17 protein-coding genes are annotated in these 16,300 nt (G+C 67.9%); 8 read left to right on the forward strand and 9 right to left on the reverse strand.

Translation table 11 applies throughout. From position 1 onward, the window contains the following. Positions 1-12 precede the first annotated feature (12 nt). The 6 genes from O7612_RS02270 to O7612_RS02295 form a co-directional block, all read right to left on the reverse strand. Positions 13-912, reverse strand: coding sequence for a hypothetical protein (locus O7612_RS02270; protein WP_282270022.1), 900 nt, complete (start codon positions 910-912; stop codon positions 13-15). Beyond that, entirely contained in the window at positions 909-1,907 is a 999-nt protein-coding gene (locus O7612_RS02275; protein WP_282270024.1) for a hypothetical protein, read from the reverse strand. The genes O7612_RS02270 and O7612_RS02275 overlap by 4 nt, the downstream gene beginning before the upstream one ends. 76 nt (positions 1,908-1,983) lie before the next feature. After that, positions 1,984-3,537 (reverse strand): aminotransferase class I/II-fold pyridoxal phosphate-dependent enzyme, encoded by a 1,554-nt coding sequence (locus O7612_RS02280; protein WP_282270026.1) that lies wholly within the window; start codon positions 3,535-3,537, stop codon positions 1,984-1,986. 20 nt (positions 3,538-3,557) lie between these two features. Then, positions 3,558-4,886 carry an NAD(P)/FAD-dependent oxidoreductase gene (locus tag O7612_RS02285; RefSeq protein WP_282273765.1) on the reverse strand — a complete coding sequence of 443 codons (1,329 nt, stop codon included), beginning with the start codon at positions 4,884-4,886 and terminating at the stop codon, positions 3,558-3,560. 264 nt (positions 4,887-5,150) lie between these two features. Further along, positions 5,151-5,687 carry an RloB family protein gene (locus tag O7612_RS02290; RefSeq protein WP_282270028.1) on the reverse strand — a complete coding sequence of 179 codons (537 nt, stop codon included), beginning with the start codon at positions 5,685-5,687 and terminating at the stop codon, positions 5,151-5,153. Between the two features lie 82 nt (positions 5,688-5,769). Next, entirely contained in the window at positions 5,770-7,098 is a 1,329-nt protein-coding gene (locus tag O7612_RS02295; protein ID WP_282270030.1) for an ATP-binding protein, read from the reverse strand. A gap of 341 nt (positions 7,099-7,439) precedes the next feature. On the opposite strand from O7612_RS02295, the gene O7612_RS02300 reads away from it, so the two are divergent. The 3 genes from O7612_RS02300 to O7612_RS02310 all read left to right on the forward strand — a co-directional run bounded on the left by O7612_RS02300 (position 7,440) and on the right by O7612_RS02310 (position 10,472). Further along, a complete protein-coding gene (locus tag O7612_RS02300; protein WP_282270033.1) occupies positions 7,440-8,741 on the forward strand; it encodes a hypothetical protein in 1,302 nt (433 codons plus the stop codon). A gap of 186 nt (positions 8,742-8,927) precedes the next feature. Then, positions 8,928-9,422 (forward strand): hypothetical protein, encoded by a 495-nt coding sequence (locus O7612_RS02305; protein WP_282270035.1) that lies wholly within the window; start codon positions 8,928-8,930, stop codon positions 9,420-9,422. A gap of 159 nt (positions 9,423-9,581) precedes the next feature. Then, on the forward strand, positions 9,582-10,472 hold the full coding sequence (locus tag O7612_RS02310) for a MerR family transcriptional regulator (RefSeq protein ID WP_282270037.1): 891 nt from the start codon (positions 9,582-9,584) through the stop codon (positions 10,470-10,472). A gap of 256 nt (positions 10,473-10,728) precedes the next feature. On the opposite strand, the gene O7612_RS02315 is transcribed toward O7612_RS02310, so the two are convergent. Continuing rightward, positions 10,729-11,406, reverse strand: coding sequence for a hypothetical protein (locus O7612_RS02315; RefSeq protein WP_282270038.1), 678 nt, complete (start codon positions 11,404-11,406; stop codon positions 10,729-10,731). Positions 11,407-11,761: 355 nt separating this feature from the next. Between O7612_RS02315 and O7612_RS02320 the strand changes: the two genes are divergently transcribed. After that, positions 11,762-12,373, forward strand: coding sequence for an RNA polymerase sigma factor (locus O7612_RS02320; RefSeq protein ID WP_348774258.1), 612 nt, complete (start codon positions 11,762-11,764; stop codon positions 12,371-12,373). Beyond that, positions 12,370-13,317: a CU044_5270 family protein gene (locus tag O7612_RS02325; protein WP_282270040.1), complete on the forward strand. Its 948-nt coding sequence runs from the start codon at positions 12,370-12,372 to the stop codon at positions 13,315-13,317. The genes O7612_RS02320 and O7612_RS02325 overlap by 4 nt, the downstream gene beginning before the upstream one ends. Before the next feature lie 158 nt (positions 13,318-13,475). Here the strand turns inward: O7612_RS02325 and O7612_RS02330 are convergent, their stop codons facing one another. Together O7612_RS02330 and O7612_RS02335 are read right to left on the reverse strand one after the other, a co-directional pair. Then, positions 13,476-13,658 (reverse strand): DUF397 domain-containing protein, encoded by a 183-nt coding sequence (locus O7612_RS02330; RefSeq protein ID WP_282270041.1) that lies wholly within the window; start codon positions 13,656-13,658, stop codon positions 13,476-13,478. A gap of 10 nt (positions 13,659-13,668) precedes the next feature. Continuing rightward, positions 13,669-14,550, reverse strand: coding sequence for a helix-turn-helix transcriptional regulator (locus O7612_RS02335; RefSeq protein ID WP_282270043.1), 882 nt, complete (start codon positions 14,548-14,550; stop codon positions 13,669-13,671). Positions 14,551-14,689: 139 nt separating this feature from the next. Between O7612_RS02335 and O7612_RS02340 the strand changes: the two genes are divergently transcribed. From O7612_RS02340 to O7612_RS02350, 3 genes are read left to right on the forward strand one after another with little or no spacing between them, the layout of a single operon-like run. After that, positions 14,690-14,932, forward strand: a complete 243-nt coding sequence (locus tag O7612_RS02340) for a hypothetical protein (protein ID WP_067306496.1) — start codon at positions 14,690-14,692, stop codon at positions 14,930-14,932. Continuing rightward, positions 14,929-15,099 carry a hypothetical protein gene (locus O7612_RS02345; RefSeq protein WP_282270045.1) on the forward strand — a complete coding sequence of 57 codons (171 nt, stop codon included), beginning with the start codon at positions 14,929-14,931 and terminating at the stop codon, positions 15,097-15,099. Before O7612_RS02340 ends, O7612_RS02345 begins: the two co-directional genes overlap by 4 nt. Further along, complete coding sequence (locus tag O7612_RS02350; protein WP_282270047.1) at positions 15,086-16,285, forward strand: helix-turn-helix domain-containing protein; 1,200 nt, start codon at positions 15,086-15,088, stop codon at positions 16,283-16,285. The genes O7612_RS02345 and O7612_RS02350 overlap by 14 nt, the downstream gene beginning before the upstream one ends. Positions 16,286-16,300 lie beyond the last annotated feature (15 nt).

The raw sequence follows: 16,300 nt of genomic DNA on the forward strand, positions 1-16,300 counted from the left end.
CGCGTTCGAGACCTAGCGTTGCCTGATCTCGCACCTCTCCGGGGGCGGCTCCGTGGTGTACCGCAGTTCGGCGCAGTACCGCAGCGAGCGGGCGGGTGACAGCCGCCATTCGTACCGGGCCGCCTGGAAGCCCATGTAGGTGAGGCGTCCACAGCACCGGAAGGGGGCGGTTGCGTTGCGCAGCAGGTGTTCCTCCGACACTCCGTCGATGCCGATATGCACCTTGAGCTGGTAGTCGACCACGCCGTGCGGGAACACTTCGTCGGTGTCGTACGAGGCTTCCAGCAGGAGGGGCAACTCGACCGTCTGGCCGGCGGTGAGGACGTGCGGCCGGTCGACGGACTCCCCGTCCTCCTCCCCGGCCCGGCTGCTTCGGGTGGTGGTGGGGGCCGGGGTGCCGTCGCGGCAGGCCAACTCCACGAAGGGGCCGTCCTGCTCGCTGAGCTGTACCTCGCCGACCGGGACCACCCTCGCCGACACCCCGTTCACGTCGAGGTTGCGCCGGGCGTGCACCGACAGGGTGTGGACCGGCTCGAAGCCCACCGGGATGCCCCCGTTGCGCTGCGCCCACTCGGCGAACCGGCGGCAGTCGTCGACCTGCGGCGGCGGACCCGCCTCGGCCAGGTCCCGGGTGACCTGGAAGGTCAGCTCGGTACCGTCCACGGTGCCGGTGATCCGGGCCGCCACGTCGACAGCCGGCCCGGAGTCGGAGGCCGGCACGCCGGACGAGTCCACCCCGCCGGACGGGCCGACCGGGTTCGACGGGCTGGACAGGTTCGTCGGCGGGGGCGGATCCGCCTGCCGCTTCCCGCCGTCCCGCGTGCCGAGCACCCGGACCACCCCGAAGGCCAGCAGCGCGGGCAGGACCAGGACGACGACGAGCAGGGCGGTCTGCCGCCGGCCGGTGTTCATGTCTTCCAGACCGGCGGGCCGGCACCGTCCGCCGTCCAGCCTCGGGTGAGGTGCACGTAGTACCGGTCCTGGTAGCGGGAGGCCAGGCCACTGCTGCGGAACGGCCGACCGTGGTCGTCGACCACCTGTACGCGCCGCTCACCCTGGAGATCGAGTTCCAGTTCGACCACCCATTCGCAGTACGACCGGTCGGTGTACGCCTGGACGTCGATGGTCAGCGGCTCACCCGGGGTCAGGGTCAACGTGCGACTGTCTACGTAGGCCGGGCCGAGGGTGTTGTTCTTCGGGTTGATCACACGGGCGATGCTGTCCGGCTCGTCCAGGTTGAAGCCGATCTTCAAGGGTTCTCCGTCGCCCTGGCTGGCCTGGAAGAGGAAGGTGCCGGAGACCGGCGCGGAACGCTTGAGCACCCGGGCACGGATCTGCCTGACGAACACCGGGCCGGTCCACTGGCCGATCGCGGAGATCCGGATCCGGGTGAGCAGTCGGGTGAGACGGTCACCGGAGAAAGTCACCACCCCGTAAACGACGTCCGGGAAGCCCTCCATACCCTCGTGGGGCGACCACTGCCTGGTGAGGAGCTGTTGCCGCTGGTCGCCGGTCAGTGGCACGGGCAGGATCCAGGCCACCGCCTCGTTGCTGCGGTTGTAGTAGTAGGCGTTGGCGGCGATCGGTGGCTTCCGTTGGGCCTCCGTCCGCTTGGCCTGCTCGACCGCGCGGTCGTCGCGTACCGCCTGCTCCGACGAGGTGATCCGGTTGGCGACCGCGCCGATCACCGCGCCGATCACCGCGCTGGCCGCCGTGCCACCCGCCGCCAGCAGCAGCTTCCGCCGGGTGGACCGGTCGGCTCCGGTCTCCGACTGTTCGTCCGACGGCGGTTGCGGTGGAGCCGCCGACTGCGGTGGCGCGGCCGGCGGTTGCGGCTGTGGCTGCTGGGGCGGGGGCTCGGCCGGCCTGCGCTGGCCCTTCGCCCGTCGGGGTTTGCGTGGTGGCACGCCGTTCACCTCCGCACGGCTGTCGATCCGACACGCTACGTCATGGCGGGCGGGGTTCGGCCCGGCAGGGCAGCCGTCAGCGGGGTGCGCTGCCGAACGCGCTGGACAGGTAGGCGCGGGAGTCGGCGAGCGCGCCCTCGATGATCCGGGCCGCCTCGCGGGCCTCCTCGGGCCGGTGCCCGGCCTGCACCTGGAGCCGGAACCGGGACGAGCCGGTCGGGGTCACCGGGAACTCCACCATGAACGCCAGCACCCCCCGGTCGAAGAGCAGCCGGTTGGCCGTCCGGGCCAGCTTCTCGTTGCCGATCAGCAGCGGCACGATCGGCGACGGCTCGCCCATGCAGGTCAGGCCCCGGCCGGTCAGCTCGTCGCGGAGGGCGTGGATGGCGGTGAAGAGCCTCGCCCGCAGCGCGTCGCCCTCGGGTGACCGGATGATCCGGGCGGCCTCCCGCACCACGGCCGTCTGCACCGGGGACAGCGCGTTGGAGAAGAAGTGCGAGCCGCCGAACATCTTGACGTACTGCTTGAGGGCCGGGGAGCGGGACGCGACGAAGCCGCCGTTGGAGCAGAACGTCTTGGAGAACGCCCCCATCACGATGTCGACCTCGCCGAGCAGGCCCTGCATCCCCAGCACCCCGGTGCCGCCCGGCCCCATCGAGCCGAGATCGTGTGCCACGTCGACCAGCAGCGTGGCGTCGTGCTCCCGGCAGACGCGTTGCAGGGTGACCAGGTCCGGCCAGTCGGCGTCCACCGAGAAGAGCCCGTCGGTGACCACGAGGATGCCGTTGCGGGTGTCGGTGGCCCGGATCTCGGCCAGGTGCCGGCGTACCGCCCCGACGTTGAGGTGTTCGTAGCGGACCACGTTGCGGGTGGCCGCCCGCGCGCCCTGCTGGAGGCAGGAGTGGGCCAGCCGGTCGATCAGGATGTGGTCGGACTGCCGGACCAGGCCGACGACCGCGCCGAAGCCGGCCGCCCAGCCGGTCGGGAAGAGCGTCACGTGCTCCAGCCCGACCAGCTCGCCGAGGGCGACCTCCAGGTCGTCGGAGATGCGGGTGTTGCCCAGCACCATCGGCGAGCCGGCGCTGTGCGGCCCGTAGTCGTGCATCGCCTTCGCCGCCGCCTCCCGGATTCCCGGGTGGGTGTTGAACGACAGGTAGTCCTGCGAGTTGAAGTTGATGCCCCGGGCCCGTCGGCCCAGGTCGTTGGTGATCTGGGCGACGCTGTCCGGCGCGGCCTCCAGCACCCGGGAGTACTGCCAGGTCTCGGTACGCCGGCGGGCCTGCACCCAGTCGTAGAAGTCCTCGGTACGGGTCAGCAGGTTGCGCCCGGCCGGTCGGTAGAAGTCGTAGGCGTTCTTGTCCAGCGCGTACTCCTCGTCGGGGTCGACGGGGTTGCGCAGGTGGGCCGGCTCCCACATCTCGGTCAGGTCCTCGACGAGCCGGGCCAGCTCGTCGTCGGCCCCGTCGAGGGCGGCGAGGTCGTCCCACGGGATGTGGGTGGCCCAGTTGCGGGTCATCTCGGAGACCTCCGACGCGGTACGCGCCATGGTCTCGACGTCCCCCCGTCGGGCCGCTTCGAGGATGATGCCGATCAGTTCGCCGTCTTCACGCTGGTCCAGCTCGATGGTCACGGTGTGGTCTCCCGGGTGCGTCAGGCGAACAGGTTCTGCTGGTAAGTGCGGGACGTCCCGGCGAAGTCGGCGAAGACCGCGTGGTCGGCGGACGACTCCTTGGCGGCGTCGTTGAGCAGGAAGAGGTTGGACGCCTGGAAGAACTCCGACACCGGGGCGACGTCGGCGTGGGTGGCGATGAACCGGTCGGTCTCCTGCTGGTTGCCGCGCAGCGCCACGAAGAGCTGCAACTCGTCGTGCCGGTACGGGCGCATCTCGGCCAGCGTGCACACGTAGTCGTGGTAGGCGGCGGCGTTCTGGCTGCGGCGGCGGCTCTCGTACCCGGTCATCGCCTCGTCGATGGACGCGGCCCCGCGCAGCCATCCGTCGAGTGCGGTGCTGGCCAGCTCGGCGTCGCGGAAGGCGTGGGTCATGCCGATCGCGGTGCACTGGTCCTTGGCCGACTCGGCGTCCCCGACGAGCACCCAGCCGGGGCCGTGCAACGGCCGCAGGAACGCCGACTGGTCCAGGGTGCCGTAGATGCGTTCCTGCCGGATCCCCTTGAGCCGGACGACGTCGCCCAGCTCGGGGCTGACAAAGTCCAGCGCCTTCTGGTAGTTGCCCGGCACGTCGGCGCGGAACTCCCGGGACCATTCGCTCGGCCCCCAGACCAGCACCATGTTCTGGTCGAAGTTGGTGGGCACCACCGCGCAGGCCAGCCGGCCGCGCCGGTGCAACTGGGCCGGGCCGAGGTCGAAGCCGGACCAGTAGCTCCAGTAGGCGAACGTGCAGCGGGGCCGCTCGTCGTACTTGGGCAGGTCGAGCGCGCGGGCGACGAACGAGTTCCGGCCGTCCGCACCGACGACGATCCGGGCGCGCTCCTCGACCGGTTCCCCGTCGGCGCCGCGCCCCCGGATGCCGACGACCTGGCCGTCCTCGACGATCAGCTCACGGACGGTGAAGCCGGTGCGCACCTCGGCACCGGCCCGGCCCGCCGCGTCGATCAGGATCTGGTCGAGCACCCGACGCCGCACCGAGGCGTAGCTCTGCACCACCCCCGAGTCGTCGCCGTGCAGGTCCCGGAAGTACTCCCGGAGCAGCTCGAGCGGCACCGACCCGGTGAGCCGGATGCCGTCGTTGACCACCTCGACGGTGGTGTGCGCGGGGGTCACCGCCAGCACCTCGTCGAGCAGGCCCCAGCGGTTGAGGTAGGACATCCCGTGCGGCCAGAGGAAGTGCGTCGAGATGACGTCGCTGGGGAAGGATGCCCGGTCCACCACCAGCACCCGGTGGCCCTGCCGGGCGAGCAGCAGCGCGGTGGACGAGCCCGCGCAGCGGGCGCCGATCACGATCGCGTCGTACATCTGTATCGGTCCTTCGTCGGCGGTGGCGGCGGGAGCGCCCGCCGGGGAGAGGCTGCCGGCAGGATTCCGCGCAGCTCACCCCGGGTGGCGTGCGGTGTCGGCCACCGGCGGTGGCTGGCCGAGCTGGACGCACGTACGTCCGTGCCGCCAGTCGGCGGAGAGCCTACCGTACGTCCACAGTGGATCTTCCGCGGAACAGTGTCGCCATTCCGACCGCCCCACCCGCCTGGTCCGCCCGGTCTCGGGGGTGTCGACCGGGCCGGGAGGTCGCTAGTACGCGCCGAGTGCTCGTAGCAGGTGGTGCATCCCGGAGGACGGGTTGTCGTCGGGAAACGCGGTGCCGTTGTTCGCGTGTCGCTTCTCCAGCGCCTCGGCTCGGCGGGCTGCCTGCTTTCGGCGAGACATGTAGATGCTGGCGTCGATGCTCTTGCCGGGGCGGCCGTCAAGGCTGCGGCTCGTCTTCTCGGCTTCGGCCGTGTCGATGAATCTGGTGTGCCCGCAGTGGTGCAGCATCAGCCACAGCTCGAAGCACGGGTTCGAGATCACCAGGCCGATACCCCTGGCCTGGGCGAGCTGCTTGGCGCGGAGCAGGTTCGGGTGGTTCTTCGGCCACTCCACATCGAAGATGCACCAGCACTCGTCCACCTCCGGGTCGGCCAGCCGGTCGGCGGCCATCTGCACGAGCGTGAGCGGGACGCCCTGGTCGGGGTGGATTTCGAGGTTCAGGGCGGTGTTGCCCGCGATCTCGGGCAGCCTCTTCAACCCGTTGACGTAGTCGGGCTCGGAGTTCTTCCCCTCGCAGAACACGACGACCGTGCGTAACTCCGGGCGTCGAGCGACGGTGCGCTTGAGGGGCTTTGATTCGCGGCGGCGTGGGCGCATCGTGTCGTCAGCCGATCAGACCGAGCGCCCGGAGGAACTCCGTCTGGTCGACCTGGGGGAGCGCACCGAACCGGCCGTGCAGGTAGGCACTCTCGAGGTTCTGCGATTTCCGTACCCGCTCACCGGCGAACTCGGCGAGCGCGCCGAGCCGGGTGGAACCGTCAGCCTGCTTCTCGGTGAGCCAGACCTCATCCCGGTTCAGGTGGTTGAGCAGGCTGGTGTCGTGCGAGGTGAAGATGAGCTGAGCACCGTGCGGGTTGGTGACCGGGCTCTGGAAGACCCGCAGCAGTTCAGCGGAGAGCGTCGGGTGCAGGCTGGCGTCCAGCTCGTCGAAGATGACGATCGACCCTGCCCGTAGCGCGGTCAGCACCGGGCCGATCAGGCCGAACCACGTCTTTGTTCCTTCCGATTCAGCGGAGAAATCAAGCGGTGTGGAGTCGTTGCCGGCCCTGTGTAGGAGACGTAAATGGCGTCGGGTTACGCTCGTGCCGGCGTCGGAGAAGACTTGCTCCCTAGTAACTACGACATCTTCGATGCCCAGATCGGCGAGACGTAGCAGTGCCAATGCCTGTTGTCGGTTGCTGAGAGCGGACCATTCTTTGTTCTCGCTGCCGGGTACGCTTTCTTCTTTGCTGGGCAGGGGCGGCAGCAATGGCTGGTCGTTGTCTGGTCCATCAAACCAACGGGTCGTAACAGTCCTGCCGGGATAAGGTGAACGCAACCTGTTAAGGAACGTCCCCGAACTGGCCCGGTGCGGCAGTTGGCCCAGTACCTGAATGTTGAGAATCTCCCTGGCGAAATTCGTGACGAGCGGTTCGTCGAAGCGTCGCGCGGCGGACAGGGCGAGCGTCCGTTCCGTCAGCAACTCGCGGGTTCCGGACAGTGCGCCCAGGCCGCGCTGGAGCTTGAGCTCGGAGCCCTCCCGCTCGAAGATCCGGCGACGCTTCCTCTCGGGATAGTGAAACAGCCCCTCGTAGCAGATGTGGTGGGCGTCGAGTTCGACGACGTATTCGAAGCGCACACCATCCACTGTGGTTTCTATGACGAACTCGCTGGAGCCGGTCGGCATCGGGCCGAAGGCGAAGGGCTCCAGCGGGATCTCGTCCTCCCACAGCCGGAGTGAGTTTTCCACCGCGTCACGTAGCCAGGCGAGGGCGGCGACGACGTTCGACTTGCCGGATGCGTTCGGCCCGTAGATCGCGGCCCGGGTCAGCAGGCTCTCGCCGAGGTGGGGTGCGTCCCGGGCCGCCTCGCGGTCGCGGTCCACCGCCACCATCGACAGCTCGACGCCCTCGGCGATCGACCGGTAGTTGCTGACCTCGAACCTGATGAGCACAGGTGCACGCTACCGCAGGTCAGGGTGCAATCAAGGCCGATGTTTCGCAGGATTGGGTCGAAAACCGGCCTGTTCCTGCATCCCAGGCGTGAGGTGATAGTCGGTCGGAGGGTCCACTGGCCGCAGTCGGCACGGCGGGCTTCAATAGTGGCCGACGAAGTTGATGAAGGCGCGCGTATAGACCGATGTATACCTTTTGACCATTTTTGAAGTAAATAGCGAACTATAGGAAACTATGAGAATTCAGGTCCCGCATTTGAGTGACTGAGCCGCTACTCTGTGTTGATTAATCGACACACAGGGGACTCAGAATGCTGACTGCCAGTTCTTGTCATTCGTCCGTGAAGCGACGCAGAATCGGGGCGGCCGTGCTGGCCGCTCTGGTGATGGTGCCGGTGCTGCTCGTCGGACCAGTGACAGCCGGTGCCGCGCCCACCGGCCCCAGCGCCGGCAGCGCCGACCTCCAGGCCACGGACAATCTCGACCCCGCGCTGCTGGCCGAGATGCGGCGGCAGGAGAAGCTCCAACCCGCTCTCACCGTCATCTGGGACGCTCGGATGCGGGATCCGCATTCCGGTTTCGCGGGGGTGGCGTTCGAGAATGACGGCCTCACTGTGTACTGGAAGGGCGCCCTGACGCGCGACATGTCCGCCGCGCTCGACGCCGGGCGGGCCTTCGGCCGCGTCGTGGTCAAGGCTGCCGCCCACTCGGAGGCGGAATTGCATGCCGCAGGGGGCAGGATCCATTCCGTGATCGACCGCCATGGCGGCGGCGACATCCAGTCGATCAGCTACGCCCCTGACGGCACCGGCCTTCAGATCACGCGCGGGCCGCAGGCGTCCCGTGGCGGCGTACCCACTGTCGGGGCTCGGCGCGGCGGCGCGGGCCGACTCTCCGTGGAGCGGGTTCTCGCGGAGGCCCGGGTGGCCGTGCCGGTCCGGGTGACCGATGCGACCGAGCCGTTCGACCTGCTCACCAGCCGGCTCGACGACTCCCCGCCGTGGAACGGTGGCGGGCGCTGGGAGTCCTGGCGCGGGAGCGACCACCGGATGAACTGCACGACGGGCTTCGGCGTGCACGCCGGCGGACGCAGCTACGTGCTCAGTGCCGGGCACTGTGCCACTCCACCGGACGATGCGTACCAGGGGAAGTTCGGCGGAGCTTTCGACGACATGGGTCCGGTGTACGACGACGACTGGCGTTCCGATCTGCTATTGATCAATGCACCCGGCTGGTACCTGATCTTCGATGGTTCTGCCACCACCTCGACGACCAAGGCGGTCCGAGGCTGGGGGTACTGGGCGGCGAACGAGCTGGTGTGCCAGTCAGGCATGGCCAGCGGCACCGTCTGTGGCATCAGGCAGCAGAGTTCGACCGACTTCCGCGTCAGTTGCAATACCCCCGACTCCGACGGCGACTGCGATTACGTGATCTACGGCGTGATCAAGAGTACGCAGGTGAACGGTTCCACCGCAGCGCGGGCCGGAGACAGCGGCGGTGCCGTTTTCACGCTCGACGGCACCGGCGTGCGAGCGAAGGGCATCGTGTCCGGGGGTGGGGGCACCACCCTCTACTTCCAGGACTGGGCAGACATCATTCGGGTTTACGGTGCCTATCCCAACACCAGTTCGTCGACTTCCTGACAGATCTTTTTCTTGGCGGGCCGGGGTCACTCGCAGGAGTGACCCCGGTTGATTTTTTCCGTCCGGTCAGGCCAGAGGCACCTATGATGTCCGTGGGGAAGAATCGGTGGAGGGTGGTCGTCGATGGCGTGGACGATCGACGCAGGGCACCTATTCAGGCGGTGGCGTCTCGCGGTAGCCGTGGCGGTGCTGGCCCTGGTTTGCCTCGGTTGGGCCTTCGCTCTGCTGCGTGGTCCCGAGGGGCCGGCACGCGCCGAGGCCCAGCCGGCGTCCCTGGACAACACCGAGGAAGGTCCCGCCCGCTGCCCGGATGCCTGGGACGAGCGCTCGTCGCCGTCCGGCGGCACGGCCGATCTGGTGCCGGCGGCGGCTACCGAGATGTTCCTCTGCACGTACCGGCACGACAGCGCCGAACCGCTACGGCTGGATGCCAGCCGGAGGAGCACCGAGCGCGTCGATGACCTCTCCTCCTACCTGAATGCTCTGCCCACCGATCCGCCCCGGGACGAGGTGTGTCTGCTCGGTGGGACTGTCGAGCACGGGATCGTCTTCGGCTATCCCCAGCAGCGGGTCGTGTCGATCCGCCTGGTCGACTGCGGCTGGCAGCGGGAGGGCGCGAGCAGGTACGGCGGTGACCTCCGCAAGGTCACCGCCTACTGGGGTGTCCGGTGGAACGAGTAACGCCCCGACGCCGCCCGAAGCCCGGCCTGTCGGCGGTCAGTGGAGATTCCCGGCGGCAGCTGGGGCCTGGCTCCGGTGGTGCCTGGATGAGGTTGTTGCACATGCCGTAGCGGCATGTGGTGGGGTCGGGGTACCACAGCACGAAAGGCTCGGTCTGCGATGTATCCCTCCCTCACGCCTCCCCGGCAGGTCAAGATCGGTGATGCCGCTGCGTTCGCCGGGATCACCCCACGCGCCATCCGTCACTACCACGAGATCGGTCTGCTGCCGGAGCCCGAGCGCGGCGGGGACGGCCGCCGCCGCTACGGCTATGACGACATGACCCGCCTGCTGTGGATCCGCAAGATGGCTGATGCCGGTATCAGCCTGGACGACATGCGGGTCGCCTTCGGCGAAGCCCGGGACGAAGCTGGAGCCGAAGCCCCGGACCGAGCCCCGGCTATCGAGTCGGTCCTGAGCAGGCTGGAGGAAACCTTGGCGTCGCAGGAGGCGGCCATCAAACGTCGGCGCGTGGCCGTCCAGCGCCTACAGGCGGTGGGCAGCCCGCTGGGGCTGCTCTCCGAACTGGTCACGGACCGGCTCAGCCACCTGCCCCCGGGAGCGTTGCGCCCCTCCGATCTGGATGCCCTGCTGGTCACAGAACGGATCTTCGGGCCGCTGGGCGCCGCCATCCAGGCCGGCACGTTCATCGTGCTGGCCACCCACCCCGACCTGCGGGCCGAGGAGGACCGTCTTGAGGCGGCCGAGGCCGCCCTCGACGACGGCGTCGAACCCGACGACCCGCGCGTCGAAGAGCTCGCCGTACAGCGATGCGCCCACCAAATGGCCCTGAATCAGGCCATCGAGGCAGCTGGGCTCGACGCGGCCGAGGAGAAGATCTTCGAAACCTACGACGCCGACCTGAAAGGTGAGGAGGGCACCCGGATGAGTGCCGCCACAGCGATCACCAAGATGCCCTACGACTTCTCTCCTGCCCGGATGCGCTGCGTGGAACTCGCCGGACAGCTCTTCGGCGAGGCCCTCGCCAATGCCCACTCCGCGGACAGCTGATCGCCACTGGGCGGACTGCCAAGCAGGCAGCCGGTCCGGGCCGCCGAGGCGAGGGCCGGGGCCAGCCGCCCAGCTTGCCGTTTAGTAGCGGTATCCGAGCGCGGTTGACACCGCTACTTCGCTCACAACCCATGCGGACCGATAGGCCGGGGCCGCTCAGTTCGCCGATGCGGTCACTTGTCCACGTCAGAAGACAGCCGGCCCGACAAGCCCTCGAAACCTGTGGATTACGCGACCAATCTTTGAAGATGAGGCGCTAACAGACCCGCACGCCGTCGATGATGTCGTTGTACGACATGCCCCCAATGCCGATATTGCTGTTCCAGTCGATCGCTTCGCTCGAGAAGAGCGTGACAAAGCTGCTGCCATTCCAGTTGGAGAAGGTGCTGACAGTTCCGTTCGTCTGATTGTTGACGTAGCCGGTAACCTTGTCGTTCCATTTTCCGCCTGTCGGATAGTTGATCGTCCCCAGGTCCCTGAATCCGCAGGTGTAGAAACTGATGCTGTACCCAACAAAGCCTTGATCGGCCCATAGGCACAAATATTGATAGGCGCACCCGTAGTGGGACGGTTCTGCGGCTGTGCCCTGCTGCGCGGTCGACGCGTGCGTCCGGGCTTCCGGAGGCCCGGCGGGTGCAGGTCGCTGGGGGTTGGGAGCTGCAAGAGCCGCCTTGACGGCAGCCTTCGAGAGTACCCGCTTGTTGCGTGGCTGACTCGCCGGCATGGTGATCTCGACGCCAGGGGCTATCAGAAGAGTGTCTTCACTCACCACCGTGGAGTCCGGATAGAGCTCCATCAGCGACTGGAGGGCTACCGACATGTTGGAGGCAGGGGTGGTGGGAGTGCCCGCGTGGGCGGGAGCACTGTTGGCGACAACGGCAACGGTGGTAGATGCGGCCAGCAGGACATGCATGATTCTTGTTGGCAGGATCATTGATGCCTTCCCCTAGGTCCTCGAAATCTCGAATTTGGCACGGTGGCGTTTCGTGTCGTTGCTTAGGCGGAAAACGCCTTCCGGCCCTTCAGATATGTTCACGCTAGCAGTGGAACGGCGATGTCTACTTCCTGTGCCACGAATAAATTAACATTGACGTAGGCTGTTGTTTAACAACTACTTAGGGTTGTTTATTGTTAAATGGGTGCGTGGGTTGAGGTCTGCCTGTCGAGCCTTGAGTGACACTCTGCTTCGGTAACGAAAGCATAACGATGATGCTGGTGGGCGGGGTGGAGCGAACCTGTGGGGCCTCTGTTGCATAGATGGATTGGCTACGACAGGTAGGAGGGCGGATTTGAAGCAGGTGATCAATACGGAAGGCAACGTCCGGGGCGACCCGGCCACGGGGGGGCGCACCGACGCCGAGGTCATCCAGGCGTCGCTGCTCGACCCCGGCCGCTTCGGAGTGCTGTACGAGCGACATGCCAGGGTCTTGCACGGCTACGCGTACCGGAGGCTCGGGAGGGAAGCTGCCGAGGATGTCGTCGCGGAGACCTTCCTGAAGGCGTTTCGCGCCAGGAGGACATACGACCCGGGTCACAGTGATGCTCGACCTTGGTTCTTCGCCATCGCGATCAGGGAGATCGCTCGCCATCATCGCGTCGAGCAGGCCAGGTATCGCACGCTCCTTCGCGCCGCACAGCACGAGAACGGGGAGAGTCTTGCCAATCAGGTCGCTGATGCGGTATCGGCGCGAACGTTGCGGGGGCCACTGATCGAGGCGCTCGCGAAACTCTCTCGTCGCGATCGGGACGTGTTGCTCATGATCGCATGGGCAGGCCTGAGCTACGAGGAGGTGGCCAGGGCGCTCCAGATACCACTCGGCACGGTTCGGTCGCGATTGCACCGCGCCCGCCAGAAGATCCGCAAGTATCTGCCCGACGACATCGTCCTGGAGTTGACGTGAAGGATCTGGACCTGATCAAGCAACTAGGGGAGGACCTCGCTCCGCGTCAGGACGAGCCACTTGCTGGGCTCCCTGCGGCAACCTTCCGCGATTCTCCTCCTAAGCGACCAGTCAAGATATGGCATGCCGGAATGGTGGGCCTTGCGCTGATGGGTGCTGCTGCGGCGGTGGCGATCGTTTGGCCGAGCCCGCAAACTTCGCCCGAGTCAACGGCCATCGACCCGGCCGCTGTCATCCTCAACAACGCAGCCGCTGTCAGTAGTCAATCAACTCTTCTGACCTTCCAGGGTGGCGAGTACATTTTCACCGAAACGGTCAGTAGTTACCCGAGTCAAGTTGAGCAGCCTGACGGCTCTTTCAAGATCGTCAGGGACAGCCCCGTCGTGACACAAATCTGGCTTCCGGTCAACCCTGCGAAGAGTGGTCAACAACGACAGCGCCCGAGAGAGGGAAGCGCTGAATGGGGACCGTGGCTTCCGGTCGCTCCGTGCCTGGAAGCGCAGAAATCGACTGTGCCAGAACGTGCACCCTCGACCTGCGTAAGAGGCCTTCTGCCAGAAGACTTCCCTACCGAGCCCGCAGCGGTGCTGGCCTGGCTCAAGGGGGACCGCCCAGACGGCTCGCCCAGCCCGACAACCTCTAGCGGCGGCACGATCGAGGGGCAGGATGCGCTGGCGCTCGAAACGGCAAGAACGCTTCTGGTGACCGGGACCTACCTGCTGCCGGAGCAACGCGGCGCAATTTTCAAGGCTCTGGCGCGGATCCCAGAAGTTGACACGATGGCTAACGTGCAGGACGGTTCGGGCCGGAAAGGCGTCGGCATCTCCGCAGGTGGTTTCGAGGCACTGGTATTTGACTCCAGTTCTTACGAATTCCTCGGCACCACCAGCTCGGCCGTCATGAAGCAAGCCACGACCACCGAAGTTGGCAGGCTACCCTCGTAGAGGGGGACGATTCTGGCCTGACCGGATCGCTCGAACTCAGGCGGACCCGGCGGGCCGAGGGCCGCCGGGCTTTCCGGCGGCCGGGAAAAGCAGCGTGCCCCGACCTCCGAGACGGGGGCCGGGGCAGGTCGCTGCCGCAGTCGGTACGACGGGCGGCGTCAGTTGTTCTTGAGGGAGTCGACGAAGGTACGCCAGCCCCGGGCGTCGAAGGCGAGGGTGGGGCCGGTCTGGTCCTTGCTGTCCCGGACGGCCACCCCGTCGCGGAGGTCGGCCACCTCGACGCACTGGCCGTTGGCGTCGCTTCGGCTGCTCTTGCGCCATTCCGCGCGTGAACGGTCCATTGCGCCTCCCCTATGTCATGTCCTTCGCGATGGCAGCGATCAGGTCCCGTGACTTGCTGGCGCTGAGCGCTGCCGCATGCAGGTGGGTATAGGTAAGCGTAACCCGCCGCAGGTCGTCCTCACGTTCGAGATAGGCGTCTCCTGCCTGGCTGACCACGTAGACGACCGGGCTGTGGATGTCCTCCGGGAACTCCAGGATCGAGAAGGAACCTACGGTGCCGGGGTGCCAGCCTTCCCCGAACGGCAGCACCTGAAGCTCGATGTTCGGCCGGTCGCTCATCTCGATGAGATGGTGGAGTTGGGCGCGCATGACCTCGGGGCCGCCGGTCTGGCGATGTAGCACACCCTCGTCCACGATTGCCCAGAGCTTCACCACCGGCTCATCGGTCAGGCAATCTTGCCTGGTCATCCGCACGGCGACTCGGCGACGCGCTTCCTCGCTCTGCCCCGGCCAAGCGGCGCTGGTGATCGCATAGGCGTAGGCCTCGGTCTGGAGCAACCCGGGCACAACGGCCAGCTCGAAGTTTCGGACGGCGGTCGCTGCGGACTCCAGGCCGATATACATGCTGTAAGGGTTGGGGAGCTGGCCGAACTTCGCCCACCAGCCACGCTCCTTGCCTTGGCGCTGGAGGTCAAGAGCGGTCTGCCGTACCCGATCGTCGCCGACACCGTAGCGGGTGAGCATCACGATCACATCGGCCCGACTGACGCCGACCACCCCTGACTCGATCTTGTAAATCTTCGACTCTGAGCAGCCCAGCTCGGTGGCAATCTCCTTGTGCGAGACGCCGGCTGCTTCACGGAGCCGATGCAGCTCTCGGCCGAGTTGCCACCGCGCGATCGTCGGACCAGTCGCCCTCGCCACGTCTACCTCCAAGGTCGCGAACACCATCAGTGTTCTCCTTTCCATCGCCAGGATCAAGAACGTGGGAGAAGATCAGTCCTCCAAAGAAATCTTCCATGGAAGTCTAGACTTCTCGGATCGGCGTTGTCACTCTTGGTGCAGAAGCAACTACATCCGGGAGGGGCTCATGGCTCGGCATGCGAAGGAACCGACGTACCCCGGTCTGCTGGCGCGGCTCTGGCGGCCGTTCCGGCGGCGGCGGGTCGACCCGCTCGACCGCCTCCGGCCGATGCCGAACCACGCGGAGCGCCTGGCGGCGTACCGGGTGAGGGGTGTGGCATCGGTGCCCCACCTGCCGCAACGGCCGTTGCTGCCGGAACGGCCGCTGTTGACGCTGGCGGGGGAGTACCGGGCGGGGTGCTGGTCGTGACGGCACGGCGCAGGCCCGACGGGGAGGACCGGGGCGAGCAGATCCAGGCGGCGGAACGCGAGGCGGCCCGGCAACGGATCCTCGCCCAGGCCGAGGCGGAACGGATACCCGCAGAGGAGACCACCCGGGCGGTACCGGATCGGCGGTGGCGTCGTGGACAGCAGTGAGCTGCTGCCGGTCGGCCGGCGGGTGGCCTACTGGCGGGGGCGGCGCAGGCTGTCGCAGCAGGTGTTCGCCGATCGGCTCGGCCGGTCGAAATCCTGGGTCGACAAGGTGGAGCGGGGCGTCCGGTCGCTGGACAAGGTGTCGACGCTGCGGGACATCGCCGCCGTGCTGCGGATCGACACCGCCGTGCTGCTCGGCCGGGACGCGCGACCCGCCACGGCGGCCGAGCGGGTCGCGGGGGTGGAGCGGATACGGGACGCCCTGTCGGCGTACGAGATCGCTCTGGGTCGACCGGCGGCCCGTGCCGTGCCGCCGGCTGACCGGGTGGTCCGGGACGTCGGGCATGCCTGGGTGCAGTTCCACCATGCCCGGTACCCGCAGGTGGTCGCCGTCCTGCCGGGTCTGCTGGCCGACGTGCAACGGGTCGCCGCCGACGACCACGAGCGGAGCCGCCCGCTGCTGGTGGAGGCGTACCGGCTCACCGCGTCGCTGCTGGTGAAGCTCGGTGAGGTCGACCTGGGCTGGCTGGCCGCCGATCGGGCCATGGCCACCGGGGCCGGCGACCCCCTGCTGGTGGCCGCCGCCACGGTGCAGCTCGGCCAGGTGTTCCGCGCCTCGGGGCGGGCGCGGGCGGCGGTGTCGGCGGCGCTCGCCGCCGCGTACCGGATCGCCCCGCCGGAACCCGACGACGGTGGCCCCGGCGAGTTGTCGTTGTGCGGGACGCTGCTGGTGCAGGCCGCCCTGGCGGCGTCCCGCCGGGGCGACGACCAGGCCGTCGCCGACCTCCTCGACGAGGCCGCCGACATGGCCGCCCAGGTCGGCGAGGGCCACGACCACCACCGGACCGCGTTCGGGCCGACGGCCGTCGACCTCGCCCGGACCGCCGCCGCCCTCGACCTGGGCCATGCCGGCGAGGCGGTGGCCTGGCACGAGAGGACGACCCGGCGGGACGCCTGGCGGTGGCTGCCGCTGGAACACCGGGCGGCGCACCTGGTCGACGCGGCCCGCGCCTACCTCCAGGCCGACGACCCGGCCAACGCCGGCCGGGTGCTGGCCGACGCCGACCGGATGGCCCCCGCCGAGGTACGCCACCGACCGGCCACCCGGGAGGTGCTCGCCCAGGTGGCCCGCGCCCGGCACGCCCCGGCCGACATCATCCGGTTGGCCGCCGCCCTCGGGGCGACCTGACCATGACCGGGCCGC

The sequence above is a fragment of the Micromonospora sp. WMMD987 genome (assembly GCF_029581435.1).
Classification (GTDB): Bacteria; Actinomycetota; Actinomycetes; order Mycobacteriales; family Micromonosporaceae; genus Micromonospora; species Micromonospora rifamycinica.

Bases quoted from the DNA above. Each gene is read 5' to 3' on its own strand.
- O7612_RS02340 (WP_067306496.1), top strand. From the start codon at position 14,690: ATGGCTCGGCATGCGAAGGAACCGACGTACCCCGGTCTGCTGGCGCGG.
- O7612_RS02315 (WP_282270038.1), bottom strand. From the start codon at position 11,406: ATGATCCTGCCAACAAGAATCATGCATGTCCTGCTGGCCGCATCTACC.
- O7612_RS02310 (WP_282270037.1), top strand. From the start codon at position 9,582: ATGTATCCCTCCCTCACGCCTCCCCGGCAGGTCAAGATCGGTGATGCC.
- O7612_RS02330 (WP_282270041.1), bottom strand. From the start codon at position 13,658: ATGGACCGTTCACGCGCGGAATGGCGCAAGAGCAGCCGAAGCGACGCC.
- O7612_RS02270 (WP_282270022.1), bottom strand. From the start codon at position 912: ATGAACACCGGCCGGCGGCAGACCGCCCTGCTCGTCGTCGTCCTGGTC.
- O7612_RS02335 (WP_282270043.1), bottom strand. From the start codon at position 14,550: ATGGTGTTCGCGACCTTGGAGGTAGACGTGGCGAGGGCGACTGGTCCG.